The following is a 13924-nucleotide window of genomic DNA, read 5'->3' as shown; positions in this document are numbered from 1 at the left end:
CTATATAGATATTTTTAGAAAGGGGAAATATGACTGTTATAGAGGTAAATCATCTGGTGTGCAGCTTTCATGAAAAGACTGCCTTGGAAGATATCAGTTTTGAGGTGGATGAGGGCGAGATTTTTGGCTTTCTTGGTCCGTCTGGTGCGGGAAAGACGACGACTATCAATATTTTGACAGGTCAGCTGACGCCTAAGAGCGGCACAGCTCTTGTGCTTGGAAAAGAGTCCAGTCAGCTCGTCGCAGATGATATGGTCAACTTAGGTATTATGAGTGATACGGTTGGTTTTTATGAAAAGATGAGCTTGTATCAAAACCTCGCTTTTTTTGCTCGCTTTCATAAGGTGCCAATAGAGCACTTGGAGGCTTTGCTTAGACGTCTGGATTTGTGGGAGAGTCGAAAGACCAGAGCGGAGAAGTTATCCACAGGAATGCGGCAGCGCATGTTTCTCGTTCGAGCGATTTTACATGAGCCAAAGATTGTCTTTTTAGATGAGCCAACGTCAGGCTTAGACCCTGTCATGTCTCAAAAGGTGCATGAGCTTCTCCTTGAGCTTAAAGAAAGTGGCATGACAATTTTTTTAACCACTCATGACATGCAAGAAGCGACAAGGCTTTGTGATAAGCTGGCGCTGCTGCACCGTGGGCGTATCTGTGAGTATGGCAGTCCTCAGGACATTTTAGAGCGCTATCGTGATGATGATAGAGTGGAGGTGCGCATGCTCTCTGGTGAGGTTAAGCTCGTTCCTCAAGAAGATGTCGGGCTTTATCTTGGGAAAGCCGCAAGCATTCACAGCTTAGAGCCAACCCTTGAGAGTGTTTTCATTCAGGTGACAGGAGAGAAATTCGATGACAAATAGTATGCGTAGTTTATTGTGGTTAAAGTGGCAGTATATTGTGACCAATAAAGTGCTTTTAGTGGTGGTGCTGAGCCCAATTATAGATGTTTATTTGATGTCGCTTTTAGGTTCTAGCGCTGACGCCATGCTGCTGTCTTTTGGGACAGGGCTTGTCTATAGCGTGACGGCAGGTTCTTTTGTGACGCTGATAGTTGCTGAGGAAAAGGAGAAAAAGAATATCAGAACTTTGATTTTGACAGGGGTACATCAGCTGGATTATGCCATCTCTGTCATCGCCTATCCTCTCATCCTCTCGGTTTTGTCGCTTATTCTCCTGCCCTTTCTTTTTCAAAGACCTGTTTCTAATTGGCTGGTTTACAGCCTTGTCACCATTTTGACGGCGTTAGCTTATATCGCCATTAACTTTGTCATTGCGCTGGTGTGTCAAACGCAGGTGCAGGCAGCCATGTGTAGCATGCTGGTTATGGCTCTAGGTAGTTTTTTGCCCATGCTGATATTTACAAATAATATCGTCAAAACAGTGGTTTCCTTTAGCTTTTTTGGCGCCAGCAGCAACTACCTCTATACTAGTACTGGATACCAGCTAACAGACATATCCTTTATAGCCTTACTGATTTGGATATCCCTTCTTTTTTACCTTTTAGGACTTGCTTTTCGCTTCAACCGTTCCCACTAATCAACAAGCTGTTTTTAGCTTGTTTTTTTGTCTTAATTTTACGGTATAATGAAGACAAAGGAGGAGCGCCATGAAAAAAGGGCTTGTTTATTTAGTGAGCGCTATTTTGCTCTTTCTCATGCCAAGTGTTTTGGCAGATGATGTGGAGTATAGTATTCTAGATTATAAGGGAGAGTTGCGCCTTCATCAGGACAATAGCGCAAGCAAATCAGCTATCAGTTTGATACCGACTATAACGGTCAGATTGTCACCCTAGGAACAGGCAGAATGCCAGAAGGTTTTAGTGTTGATAAAGAGCCAAAAGTGTCTGCTGTTATTGTCAGAAATGGCAAGAAAACGTGCCAAAGTCCGCTGGGACTTGACAAAGGAGGAGGCTGGCTACAAGCTCAAAATCTACAATAAAGGCTATGAGGATGATAAGGTCATCGTCACAGTGAGCTGGCATTTAAAGAACATGCTCTATGCTTATCAGGATGTTGCGGAGCTTAGGTGGCTGCCAATTACAGACTGGAGTGTACCTTTAGAGCAAGTTCGTTTCAACGTCTCAACGGACAAAGCTGTTAAAAACAGCAAGCTCTGGGGGTACTTAGGCGCATTTACACCAAGTTTACAGGCAAGCTTGACCGATAAGACCTACACTATTACACGAAAAAATGTCAATGACAAGCTAGAGTTGCATGGGTATTGGGATAGGAGTTACTTGACAAGTGTAGCCCATCTGATCGAAAGTAAGCCTAAAGCGATTATCCTAAAGCAAGAGAAGCTCACACGTTTTGAAAAATGGCTTCCAATGATTGTCCTTGTGGCAGGCGTTGTGGCTCCTATCTTTTTTGTCTTTATCAGACATATCAATCATATTGGCGTCTCTTTGACAATATGATATAATGAAAGCACTAAATTGAAGGAGATATTATGTTACTGCTTGAATTATTGAAAGCTATCCTTTTTGGAATTGTTGAGGGGATTACGGAGTGGTTGCCGATATCAAGTACAGGACACTTGTTACTCTTACAAGAGTTTGTTAACCTCAAACAATCAGCTAGCTTTATGGAAATGTTTAATATTGTCATCCAATTAGGTGCTATTTTAGCGGTTATAGTGATTTATTTTGAACGTTTAAATCCTTTTCAGTCGGGAAAGTCAGCGCAAGATATTCGCCTGACTTGGCAACTTTGGCTCAAGGTGGTGCTTGCTTGTATCCCATCTATTTTAATTGCTGTTCCTTTGGATAATTGGTTTGAAGCGCATTTCTCATCTTTATTCACCATCGCTCTTGCTTTGATTGTATATGGTGTTGCTTTTATCTGGATTGAGAATCGTCAGCATGATTTAGATCCAAAGGTGGTCTCTCTGGCTCATATGCCTTATAAAACAGCTTTTTGGATAGGATGTTTTCAGGTGTTGAGTATTGTACCTGGGACAAGTCGGTCAGGTGCTACAATTTTAGGAGCAATTATCGTTGGGACGAGTCGTTCTGTAGCTACAGATTTTACCTTTTTCCTTGCTATTCCGACCATGTTTGGCTATAGTGGTTTAAAGATGGTTAAGTTTTTCTTTGATGGAAATCGCCTAGCCTTTAACCAATTTTTGATTTTACTAGCTGCCAGTATCACAGCTTTTATTGTCAGTTTGTATGCCATTCGATTTTTGACGAGCTATGTTAAAAAGCACGATTTCACTATTTTTGGAAAATATCGTATCGCTCTAGGAGTATTTATTATCCTCTATTTGCTCATCAAATTAGTGGTAGCTTAGACTGTCCTAAAGAGTCGAGGTTTCTTATTTCCTTGTCTCTTTTTGTTGTGAATTGCATAAAGCTAACTTTTTCTGTATAATACAGTAAAGTGAGAAGAAAGCAGTCGTTAATTTTCTCAAAAGAAGACTCGTATGAGGTAGATGAGTATGGAAATGAAACAAATTAGTGAAACAACACTAAAAATTATAATCAGTATGGAAGATTTAGCAGACCGTGGTATGGAACTGAAAGATTTTCTTTTACCACAGGAAAAAACAGAGGAATTTTTCTACAGTGTTATGGATGAGCTAGATTTGCCAGATAACTTTAAAAATAGCGGAATGTTGAGCTTTCGTGTGACTCCGAGAAAAGATCGCATAGATGTCTTTGTGACCAAATCAGAAATTGATAAAAATCTAAACTTTGATGATTTAGCGGAGTTTGGGGACGTGTCAAAAATGTCACCAGAGGAGTTTTTCAAGACTCTTGAGACGTCTATGCAATCAAAAGGCGATACACAAGCTCATAAAAAGTTAGAACAGCTAGAGCAGATGATGGAGAATGCTTTAGAAAATAGCACTTCTAGTGACCAAGAGATGCATGACGAGATAGAGACAGACTATGTGCATTATGTCTTTTTCTTCTCAACGCTTGAAGATACGATTGCTTTTTCAAAAGTGATTGATTTTGAGATAGAGGCGTCTGAACTGTACAAGGAGCAATCTGGCTATTACATGACGATTTTATTGGATATTAAAAATCAACCAAGCAACTATGCTAATCTTATGTATGCAAGATTATTAGAACATGCTAGTCAGTCAAAACGCACACGAGCTTATTTGCAAGAGCATGGTGTGCAGTTGATTGCAGATGATGCGATTAGACGTCTGCAGTTGATGAAGATAGGATAAACCAATGACAATAAATCTTTTTTTAGTGTTACTTGGGACTGGTATTTTATCGTCACTATTAACCCCAATGGTGCGACGCTTTTCATTGAGAGTAGGAGCAGTGGATCATCCTAATGCACGTCGTATCAACAAAGTTGATATGCCTAGTGGCGGTGGTCTGGCTATCTTTTTGACTTTTGTCATTGCTACCTTAGTCATCCTACCGGTAATTTCAAAGGATTATACTTATCCGTTATGGCGAGATCCTTATCAAGTTTATATCTTACCTGTTGTCATAGGGGCTTTTGTCGTTGTTGTAACAGGATATTTAGACGATATTTTTGAACTTAAACCTCTGTCTAAGTTATTTGGGATTATCGTTGCAGCAACTATTGTTTGGGCGTTTACAGCTTTTCATTTTGATAGTTTTAAGCTTCCTTTTGGTGGTCCTCTTATCCACTTTAATCCCTTTTTGACTTGTTTTTTAACGATTTTGTGGATTGTCTCTATTACTAACGCTATCAATCTGATTGATGGTTTAGATGGTCTGGTTAGCGGTGTGTCTATTATCAGTCTTGTGACCATGGCTATTGTATCGTATTTTTTCTTGCCAAAGGCAGACTTGTTTCTGACTTTGACTATTTTAGTTATGATGGCTGCGATTGCGGGATTTTTCCCTTATAATTATTATCCAGCTAGCATTTATCTAGGTGATACAGGAGCGCTTTTTATCGGTTTTATGATTGGAGTTTTATCTTTACAAGGACTTAAAAATTCAACAGCCGTTGCGGTTGTCACACCTGTGATTATTCTTGGAGTACCCATCCTTGATACGGTAGTCGCTATCATTCGACGAACACTATCTGGTCAGAAATTTTACGAACCTGATAAACGACATCTTCACCATAGGCTTCTTGCGATGGGTTTTAGTCATAGAGGAGCGGTATGGATGGTCTATGCGATTGCTTTCATCTTTTCCTTGATTGCTCTTTTGCTAAATGTCTCTAGTCGTATTGGTGGAGTGCTGTTGATATTGGGGTTCTTGTTTGCTATTGAGATTTTTATTGAAAGTCTTGGCATTTGGGGTGAGAATCGTACACCGTTGTTTAAAGCATTTAAATATATCGGCAATAAAACTTACCGCAAGCACAAACAAAATGAATCCCATCGTAAATAATAAATAAAAATGACTGAAATTGATTTTCAGCCATTTTTTGAAATTGAAACACTATAATAGAAAGCTAATTCATTTTCTGTTATAATAATCATTATAAATAATTAACCTAGAGCAGTTTGCCCTTAGTAAAGTTGAAAAGGAGTCATATAGATGTCTGTACTTGAAATCAAAAATCTTCATGTATCAATTGAAGATAAGGAAATCCTAAAAGGCTTGAACCTGACTTTAAAAACAGGTGAAATTGCAGCAATCATGGGGCCAAATGGGACGGGAAAATCCACCTTATCTGCTGCTATCATGGGAAATCCAAATTATGAAGTGACAGAGGGTGAGATTTTATTTGATGGAGAAAACATTCTTGATTTTGAGGTTGATGAACGTGCGAGATTGGGATTATTTCTTGCGATGCAATATCCCTCTGAAATCCCAGGTATCACCAACGCAGAGTTCATTCGTGCCGCTATGAACGCTGGAAAAGCCGATGAGGATAAGATTTCGGTCATTGACTTCATCACAAAGCTCGATGAGAAAATGGCGCTTCTTGGTATGAGAGAAGAGATGGCAGAGCGTTACCTTAATGAAGGTTTCTCAGGTGGTGAGAAAAAACGCAATGAGATTTTACAACTTTTGATGCTAGAACCTAAATTTGCTCTGCTTGATGAGATTGACTCTGGGCTTGATATTGATGCCCTAAAGGTCGTCTCAAAAGGGGTCAATGCTATGCGTGGTGAAGGCTTTGGTGCGATGATTATCACGCACTATCAACGTCTTCTCAACTACATCACACCAGATGTCGTGCATGTGATGATGGACGGTCGTATCGTGCTTTCTGGAGGAGCTGAGTTGGCTGCTCGCCTTGAAAAAGAAGGTTATGCTAAAGTCGCAGAAGAATTGGGAATTGAATACAAAGAAGAAGTGTAAGCATGAGATGTGGTCTAGCTTTTGACCATACTAGAAGGAGAAAATAATGACAAAAGAAGCTATTTTAGACTTCTCAAGGTTGCATGCAGAGCCTGATTGGTTAAGAGATCGTCGTTTGAAAGCATATGATGCGATAGAGACATTAGCCATGCCAAAGATTGAACGTGTGAAATTTCATCGCTGGAATTTAGGAGATGGTCGTATCTCAGAAAGCCCCGTCTCTTCTCATGTACCTGACTTTACAGCTCTTGGAGACAATCCTAAGTTAGTTCAACTTGGGACAAGAACTATTCTTGAGCAGATGCCAAGTGAGCTTATTGATAAAGGAATCCTCTTTACAGATTTAGTTACGGCACTTGATACGATTCCTGATGTTATTGAGAAAGCTTTTGGTAGTGCAGCTGGTTATACAGAGGATAAACTTGCAGCTTATCATACAGCTTACTTTAACAGCGCAGTTGTGTTATATATACCGGATAATGTCGAGGTAGAAGAGGTTATTGAGGGAATTTTTTATCAAGATAGTGATAGCGAGACGCCTTTTAACAAGCATATTCTTCTCATCGTGGGTAAAAACAGTAGCATCAGTTATTTAGAGCGCTTTGAGAGTTTGGGACAAGGCAAAGTAAAGGCAACTGCTAATATCAGTGTAGAAGTGCTTGCTGCAGATGGAGCACAGGTCAAGTTTTCAGCTATCGACCGTTTAGGTGATCACGTGACAACTTATATTAGCCGTAGAGGACGCCACGGACGATATGCGACGATTGATTGGGCACTTGGTATCATGAATGAAGGTGATGTTATTGCCGATTTTGACTCTGACTTGGTAGGTGACGGCAGCCACGCTAATCTTAAGGCTGTGGCTGTCTCATCAGGACGGCAAGTACAAGGGATTGATACACGTGTCACCAACTATGGTTGCAATTCTGTAGGTCATATCCTACAGCATGGTGTTATATTAGAGCGTGGAACGTTGACCTTTAACGGTATTGGACATATCATCAAAGGTGCTAAAGGAGCTGATGCTCAGCAAGAAAGCCGTGTTTTGATGTTGTCAGATAAAGCCAGAAGCGATGCTAACCCCATTCTTTTAATCGATGAAAATGACGTCACTGCTGGTCACGCTGCCTCCATAGGTCAGGTAGATCCAGAGGATTTATATTATCTCATGAGCCGTGGTTTAGATCAAAAGACAGCTGAACAGCTCGTTATTCGTGGTTTCTTGGGAGAGGTTATCACTGAGATTCCGATAAAAGCTGTTCGTGATGAGATGATTGATGTTATTGATGGTAAGTTGGAAAAGAGATAAATATGACAGAAGAACTTATAAAAAGAACAGCAGATTTTCCAATTTTCAATCAACTTATCAATGATGAACCCTTGGTTTATCTGGATAATGCTGCAACCACACAAAAGCCTAGGCAGGTTTTGGATGTCTTAGAACACTATTATTATCAGGATAATGCTAATGTTCACCGAGGAGTTCACACGCTAGCAGAGAGAGCAACAGCAGAGTATGAGAGAGCGCGTGAGAAGCTTCGTGCCTTTATTGGAGCAAGATCAAGCAAGGAAATTCTCTTTACACGTGGAACAACGACAGGACTTAACTGGGTAGGACGGTTTGCTGAGTCTATTTTAAAACCTGGAGATGAGGTTCTTATCTCAATTATGGAGCATCACTCCAACCTTATCCCTTGGCAGCAGGCTTGCCAAAAAACAGGAGCAAAGCTTGTCTATGTTTACCTCAAAGAGGGTGAATTGGATATCAATGATCTTTATAGTAAGCTCTCATCTAAAACGAAATTTGTCAGTATTGCTCATGTTTCAAATGTCTTGGGAGGTGTCATTCCTATAAAAGCCATTACAGAGCGTGTGCACGCTGTTGGAGCTTATATGGTCGTTGATGGGGCGCAGTCTGTTCCTCATTTGTCGATAGATGTAATGGATTTGGATTGTGATTTTTTGGCTTTTTCAGGACACAAAATGTTAGGTTCTACAGGAATTGGTGTCCTCTATGGCAAGGAAGAAGTCTTACAATGTATGTCACCTGTTGAGTTTGGTGGTGAGATGATTGACTTTGTTTATGAAAACTCAGCTACTTGGAAAGAATTGCCATGGAAGTTTGAAGCGGGAACGCCTAATATAGCTGGTGCTATTGCATTAGGTGCTGCTGTTGATTATTTAACTGCCATAGGTATGGATTGTCTTTATGAGCATGAGTGTTCTTTAATGTCTTATATTTTGCCGAAACTACAAACTATTTCTGGTCTTACGCTCTACGGTTCCAAAGATGCAAATAATCACGTTGGTGTTATTGCCTTTAATCTTGAAGGTTTGCATCCACATGATGTTGCAACGGCGCTAGATTATGAAGGAATTGCTGTGCGAGCAGGGCATCATTGTGCGCAACCCTTGATGACTTACCTTGGGCTAAATTCAACCGTACGAGCAAGTTTTTATTTATACAATACTAAAGAAGACTGTGATAAGTTGATTGAAGCGATTATAAAGACAAAGGAGTTTTTCAATGGCACTTTCTAAATTAGATAGTCTTTATATGGCTGTGGTTTCTGACCATTCTAAAAACCCTCATCATCATGGAAGGCTAGAAAATGTTGAGCAAGTCGTGCTCAATAATCCCACCTGTGGTGATGTCATTAGCTTATCGGTTCAGTTTGATGGTGAGCTTATTTCTGATGTTGCTTTTGATGGAGAAGGTTGCACGATTTCGACAGCTTCTTCTAGTATGATGACAGATGTTATTATTGGTAAGACAAAGGAAGAAGCGCTCTTTTTAGCGGATAGTTTTTCTAAAATGGTACAAGGAAAGAAAGAGGATAATCAAACAGCACTCGGGGAGGCTCAATATTTAAAAGGTGTTTCAAAATTTCCTCAAAGGATAAAATGTGCAACTCTCTCTTGGAATGCCCTCAAAAAAGCAATCGAGAGAGCAGACAGTAGCAAAGGAGAGAAACGTTATGTCAGAAGCAAATGAAAAAGTAGAACCTAAACCAATTGACTTAGGGGAATATAAATTTGGATTTCATGATGATGTCAAGCCCGTCTACTCTACAGGTAAAGGGCTTAGTGAGTCCGTTGTGAGGGAACTCTCAAGGACTAAAGGAGAACCTGAGTGGATGCTTGATTTTCGTCTAAAGTCCTTAGAAACCTTTAATAAAATGCCTATGCAAAAATGGGGTCCAGACCTCTCAGAAATTGACTTTGACGACCTCATTTATTACCAAAAACCATCAGATAAGCCTGCTCGTTCTTGGGATGAGGTACCTGATAAAATCAAAGAAACTTTTGAACGTATTGGTATCCCAGAGGCAGAACGTGCTTATTTAGCAGGTGCTTCTGCTCAATATGAGTCAGAAGTTGTTTACCATAATATGAAAGATGAGTTTGAAAAATTAGGTATTATTTTCACTGATACAGACTCTGCTTTACAGGAATACCCTGATCTTTTTAAGCAGTATTTTGCTAAACTTGTTCCACCAACGGATAATAAACTAGCAGCACTTAATTCTGCTGTTTGGTCAGGGGGTAGCTTTATCTATGTGCCAAAAGGTGTCAAAGTAGATATTCCTTTACAGACCTATTTCCGTATCAATAATGAGAATACAGGGCAATTTGAGCGAACTCTTATCATCGTTGATGAGGGAGCTAGCGTTCACTATGTTGAGGGTTGTACAGCACCGACTTACTCAAGTAATAGCTTGCATGCGGCTATTGTTGAGATTTTTGCTCTTGAAGGTAGCTATATGCGCTACACTACTATCCAAAACTGGTCAGATAATGTTTACAACCTTGTCACTAAGCGTGCAACGGCAAAGAAAGATGCTACGGTTGAATGGATTGATGGAAACTTAGGTGCTAAGACTACGATGAAATACCCATCTGTTTATCTGGATGGTGAGGGAGCTAGAGGAACGATGCTTTCCATCGCTTTTGCCAATAAAGGGCAACATCAAGACACAGGTGCTAAGATGATTCACAATGCACCTCACACAAGCTCTTCTATTGTTTCTAAGTCCATTGCAAAAGGTGGTGGGAAGGTTGACTATCGTGGACAGGTGACTTTTGCTAAGAACTCAAAAAAATCGGTCAGTCATATTGAGTGTGACACCATTATCATGGATGACTTGTCTGCGTCGGATACGATTCCATTCAATGAAATTCATAACTCTCAAGTCGCTCTCGAGCACGAAGCCAAAGTCTCTAAAATTTCAGAAGAACAGCTCTATTATCTTATGAGTCGCGGACTGTCTGAGAGCGAAGCGACAGAGATGATTGTTATGGGGTTTGTCGAGCCATTTACAAAAGAGCTACCAATGGAATACGCTGTTGAACTCAACCGCCTGATTTCTTACGAGATGGAAGGTTCTGTTGGTTAGAAAAAAGATTGGAAGAGATTCCAATCTTTTTTAACTTTTCATTGATATAACGGATGAAATGACTCCACCAAGTTTTGAGAAAAAAGCTACGCCTAACCTTATTTTGTGCGACTAGTTGCACACTAGGTTCACTATCTAGGTAGCCAGTTCCCACGAGATTTTGGTCTTTGTAGGTCAAGGTGGCGATGGTTTGCTCTTTTGCTATTGGAGCAGTTAGCGTTTCTTTTTGGAGGTCAAAAGTGAGAGCGTTAGAAGCGCTTGTTCGTGGTGTGATAACCTTGAAGGTGTCCTTAGAAACGGCAGTCACCTCAGTTTTTTTCCCATCGAGCACTTTTACGGTACTGTTTTTATAAGCTTGCCCTTTTTCAAGAACGGTTTGCAAGGTATAGGTCGTGTAGATATAGTCCATGAGGTTGTTGGTGGCAGTGAAGCGAGAGGTGCTGTCTGTATCCGCATTATCAGCGTTTAGGATAACAGTGATAATTCTCATGCCATTTTCTTCGGTCGTACCGACAAAGCAAGCCCCAGCAAGCTCAGTCGTGCCTGTCTTCAGTCCATCAACACCATCACGATAGTTTGGCATATATTTGAGCATAAGGTTGGAGTTGGTTATGCTCACCCCATCAAAGTCACCAGTTGGTTGACTAGTGATGTTAAGAACTTCTGGAAAATCCATAATCAGATGTCTTGCGATGATGGCGACATCTTTAGCACTCATCATGTTTTCCGCATCATTACTAGATCCTGGATAGATATTATCTCCCAACATGCTGTTGTTGAGCCCAGAGCTGTTGACAAGACTGGCATCTATGATACCCCATTCCTTAAGCTTAGCACTCATCATATCAACAAATTTTGGTTCGCTTCCTCCGATTTTTTCAGCGAGTGCAATAGCTGCGCTATTAGCGCTAGCAATTAAGGAAGCATCGACCAACTGTTTAACGGTGTAGTGCCTTTTGTTCATAGGTACATTACTAGCTAGTGTATCGGTCGTTAAACTATAGGCATAATCTGAAATATCGACTTTGCTATTCCATGAAAGTTTACCTTCTTTGATATTCTGGTAAACGAGATAAATAGTAAGCAGTTTTGTGATAGAGGCGATGCCGTCTGGTGTATCGGCATCTTTTTCGTATAAAATCTTGCCTGTACTTTCTTCTACGGCGATAGCATGCTTAGCAGCTGCATCAAAATCTAGTGCTAAAGCCTGACTAGACATCATCCCAAGACAAAGAAACACAGAAAAAAAAGCTTTCAGGATAAACGAGAATGGAGTATTTTTCATACACATATTATAACATAGAAACAAGCGTAAAGAAAAAAATTTCTTAATAAACGAAAGGAAACTCTTGAAAATAAAGGATTTAAAGTAAGGTATTTCAAAAATATTCAGAAAAATAATGGCAACCCCTTTCTTTTTAGGAAAATTTAAGATATAATAAAGGCACTTTTATCAGAGACTGGTAAGAGATGTTAAGGAGAAAGATAGGTGGTTCATATGAAGAAGTCCAAATGGTTTGTAACAGCGGGTGTGACCTTGCTTGCTGTAAGTGCTCTAGCAGCATGTGGTAATAAGAAGCAGTCTAGTAATGGCGTTAAACACAGCTCGCTACCTACGTCAGTGACAAATAAGGGGACGGCTAAAAAAGACGCTTGTCTTAATGGCGCCATCGTCGCTTCATCAGAAGGTACAGGTATCTTTATGGATGAGCTCACTAGTACAGCAACAGATGGTAACTTCTCAGGATATGTTGATGAGAGTATCTTTGGCTATAACAAGAATCTGCAGGTGGATGATTCTGGTCTGGCTTCAGCTGATTTCGATAATACCAAGAAGACCGTTACTGTCAAATTGACGGGCAAAGACTATAAATGGTCAGACGGTCAGCCATTCACTATTGATGACTATATCTTTACAATCTATGCGATAGGAAATAAAAACTATACAGGTGTTTACTACTCTGATGGTTATGAGAGTATCGTTGGTATGGAGGATTATCACGAAGGTAAGACAGATACCATATCAGGTGTAGAAAAGATTGACGATTATACCGCTGTTCTTCACTACAGTGAGATGAACCCATCGATGACTTACGCCAGCTATCTTCCTGCCTTTATTGCTCCGCAACATATCTTTAAGGATATCCCTGTCCAAGATTGGGAAAAGAGTGACTACGCTAGGACAGATAAGTTTGTCGGTATGGGTCCTTATAAGATTAAAAGTGTTGTCTCAGGTGAGTCAGTTGTCTACGAAGCCAATCCATATTACTTCAAGGGTGAGCCAAAGACTAAAAACCTCAAAGTGGATGTAGTATCACCAGATACTATAGCACAGGAAGTTAAGGCAGGACATTACGATATTACCTCTGTACCAAAAGATCAATACGAACAATTTAAGAAGTTAAAAAACATCACCTTGCTAGGTTCAAAACAAAATAGTCTAGCTTATCTTGGCTTTAAGCTTGGTAAAATCGAAAACGGCAAACGTGTCTTAAATCCAAACGCTAAAGCAAAAGATGTCAAGCTTCGTCAAGCTCTAGCCTACGCACTGGACAATAAAAAAATTGGAGAGTCTCTCTATAATGGACTTCAGTTTCCAGCAACAACGCTTGAAATTAGTTTCTTCGGTGATTTGCACGCTAAAGATGTCAAGGGTTATAGCTATAATCCAGATAAGGCGAAAAAATTACTCAAAGAGGCAGGATATAAAGATGTTGACAAGGATGGTTACGTTGAAGATCCTAAAGGAAAACCATTTAAACTGACTCTTGGAGCATCACAAAATGGTGATACCTACGAATCTCTGATTCAACAATATATCGCATGGTGGAAAGCGATTGGTGTCAAAGTAGAGCTCTATGGTGGTCGTACAATGGAATTTAATGCTTTCTATGACGTGGTCAAAAAAGATGATGCGCTTGACATGTATCTAGGTGCCTTTACAACAGGCTTTGACCCAGCGCCAAACTCACTATGGGGACCATCAACTACAAATCTAAACTACACAGGCTTTGTCTCAGAAAAACAAAACAAACTCTTAAAACAACTCGTCTCTGAAAAAGCTATGGATAAAGCCTATCGTATCAAGGCATATAAAGAATGGCAAGAATACTCTAACAAACAACTCTACGCTGTGCCACTCTTTGAAGCAAACGCTGTTGTTGCTGTTAATAAGCGTGTCAAAGCTTACGATACTGAAATAGCAGCAAAAGCTGGTGAAGTGAACAACATCGAACTTGTATCAGATAAGGGCGTTGCTGATAAATAG

At 40.2% G+C, this 13924-nt stretch carries 13 protein-coding genes and 1 pseudogene; 13 read left to right on the top strand and 1 reads right to left on the bottom strand.

Annotation, left to right across the window (positions count from 1 at the left end):
- Positions 1-29 precede the first annotated feature (29 nt).
- From NXS10_RS06780 to sufB, 12 genes are all read left to right on the top strand, one after another.
- A complete protein-coding gene (locus tag NXS10_RS06780; protein ID WP_259139038.1) occupies positions 30-860 on the top strand; it encodes an ABC transporter ATP-binding protein in 831 nt (276 codons plus the stop codon).
- Complete coding sequence (locus NXS10_RS06775; RefSeq protein ID WP_259139037.1) at positions 850-1536, top strand: ABC transporter permease; 687 nt, start codon at positions 850-852, stop codon at positions 1534-1536. The genes NXS10_RS06780 and NXS10_RS06775 overlap by 11 nt, the downstream gene beginning before the upstream one ends.
- A gap of 70 nt (positions 1537-1606) precedes the next feature.
- Entirely contained in the window at positions 1607-1792 is a 186-nt protein-coding gene (locus tag NXS10_RS06770) for a hypothetical protein (protein WP_259139036.1), read from the top strand.
- 69 nt (positions 1793-1861) lie between these two features.
- On the top strand, positions 1862-2416 hold the full coding sequence (locus NXS10_RS06765) for a DUF2207 domain-containing protein (RefSeq protein ID WP_259139035.1): 555 nt from the start codon (positions 1862-1864) through the stop codon (positions 2414-2416).
- Positions 2417-2448: 32 nt separating this feature from the next.
- Positions 2449-3291 (top strand): undecaprenyl-diphosphate phosphatase, encoded by an 843-nt coding sequence (locus NXS10_RS06760; RefSeq protein ID WP_259139034.1) that lies wholly within the window; start codon positions 2449-2451, stop codon positions 3289-3291.
- 147 nt (positions 3292-3438) lie between these two features.
- The gene (gene mecA / locus NXS10_RS06755) at positions 3439-4182 is read left to right on the top strand and encodes an adaptor protein MecA (RefSeq protein ID WP_259139033.1); all 744 of its coding nucleotides are present in this window, start codon (positions 3439-3441) and stop codon (positions 4180-4182) included.
- A gap of 4 nt (positions 4183-4186) precedes the next feature.
- On the top strand, positions 4187-5338 hold the full coding sequence (locus NXS10_RS06750) for a glycosyltransferase family 4 protein (protein WP_259139032.1): 1152 nt from the start codon (positions 4187-4189) through the stop codon (positions 5336-5338).
- Positions 5339-5488: 150 nt separating this feature from the next.
- Positions 5489-6259, top strand: coding sequence for a Fe-S cluster assembly ATPase SufC (gene sufC, locus NXS10_RS06745; RefSeq protein WP_259139031.1), 771 nt, complete (start codon positions 5489-5491; stop codon positions 6257-6259).
- 46 nt (positions 6260-6305) lie between these two features.
- Positions 6306-7568: a Fe-S cluster assembly protein SufD gene (sufD, locus tag NXS10_RS06740; RefSeq protein ID WP_259139030.1), complete on the top strand. Its 1263-nt coding sequence runs from the start codon at positions 6306-6308 to the stop codon at positions 7566-7568.
- A 2-nt stretch (positions 7569-7570) separates the two neighbouring features.
- Positions 7571-8800, top strand: coding sequence for a cysteine desulfurase (locus tag NXS10_RS06735; protein ID WP_259139029.1), 1230 nt, complete (start codon positions 7571-7573; stop codon positions 8798-8800).
- Positions 8787-9254, top strand: a complete 468-nt coding sequence (gene sufU, locus NXS10_RS06730; RefSeq protein ID WP_259139028.1) for a Fe-S cluster assembly sulfur transfer protein SufU — start codon at positions 8787-8789, stop codon at positions 9252-9254. Before NXS10_RS06735 ends, sufU begins: the two co-directional genes overlap by 14 nt.
- Positions 9238-10656 carry a Fe-S cluster assembly protein SufB gene (gene sufB, locus NXS10_RS06725; RefSeq protein WP_259139027.1) on the top strand — a complete coding sequence of 473 codons (1419 nt, stop codon included), beginning with the start codon at positions 9238-9240 and terminating at the stop codon, positions 10654-10656. Before sufU ends, sufB begins: the two co-directional genes overlap by 17 nt.
- Before the next feature lie 31 nt (positions 10657-10687).
- On the opposite strand, the pseudogene pbp3 reads toward sufB, so the two are convergent.
- A pseudogene (gene pbp3 / locus NXS10_RS06720) lies at positions 10688-11941 on the bottom strand (D-alanyl-D-alanine carboxypeptidase PBP3); the annotation flags it as partial.
- Between the two features lie 213 nt (positions 11942-12154).
- Between pbp3 and NXS10_RS06715 the strand changes: the two are divergent.
- Positions 12155-13924, top strand: coding sequence for an ABC transporter substrate-binding protein (locus NXS10_RS06715; RefSeq protein WP_259139026.1), 1770 nt, complete (start codon positions 12155-12157; stop codon positions 13922-13924).

Origin of the sequence: Streptococcus sciuri (genome assembly GCF_024814375.1) — a bacterium.
Taxonomy (GTDB): Bacteria; Bacillota; Bacilli; order Lactobacillales; family Streptococcaceae; genus Streptococcus; species Streptococcus sciuri.
Note: the sequence above shows the minus strand (reverse complement) of the source record. Positions and strands in the feature narration are given on the sequence as shown.

Coding starts and splice junctions, on each gene's coding strand:
- NXS10_RS06780 (WP_259139038.1), top strand. CDS start 30: ATGACTGTTATAGAGGTAAATCATCTGGTGTGCAGCTTTCATGAAAAG.
- NXS10_RS06775 (WP_259139037.1), top strand. CDS start 850: ATGACAAATAGTATGCGTAGTTTATTGTGGTTAAAGTGGCAGTATATT.
- NXS10_RS06770 (WP_259139036.1), top strand. CDS start 1,607: ATGAAAAAAGGGCTTGTTTATTTAGTGAGCGCTATTTTGCTCTTTCTC.
- NXS10_RS06765 (WP_259139035.1), top strand. CDS start 1,862: ATGGCAAGAAAACGTGCCAAAGTCCGCTGGGACTTGACAAAGGAGGAG.
- NXS10_RS06760 (WP_259139034.1), top strand. CDS start 2,449: ATGTTACTGCTTGAATTATTGAAAGCTATCCTTTTTGGAATTGTTGAG.
- mecA (WP_259139033.1), top strand. CDS start 3,439: ATGGAAATGAAACAAATTAGTGAAACAACACTAAAAATTATAATCAGT.
- NXS10_RS06750 (WP_259139032.1), top strand. CDS start 4,187: ATGACAATAAATCTTTTTTTAGTGTTACTTGGGACTGGTATTTTATCG.
- sufC (WP_259139031.1), top strand. CDS start 5,489: ATGTCTGTACTTGAAATCAAAAATCTTCATGTATCAATTGAAGATAAG.
- sufD (WP_259139030.1), top strand. CDS start 6,306: ATGACAAAAGAAGCTATTTTAGACTTCTCAAGGTTGCATGCAGAGCCT.
- NXS10_RS06735 (WP_259139029.1), top strand. CDS start 7,571: ATGACAGAAGAACTTATAAAAAGAACAGCAGATTTTCCAATTTTCAAT.
- sufU (WP_259139028.1), top strand. CDS start 8,787: ATGGCACTTTCTAAATTAGATAGTCTTTATATGGCTGTGGTTTCTGAC.
- sufB (WP_259139027.1), top strand. CDS start 9,238: ATGTCAGAAGCAAATGAAAAAGTAGAACCTAAACCAATTGACTTAGGG.
- NXS10_RS06715 (WP_259139026.1), top strand. CDS start 12,155: ATGAAGAAGTCCAAATGGTTTGTAACAGCGGGTGTGACCTTGCTTGCT.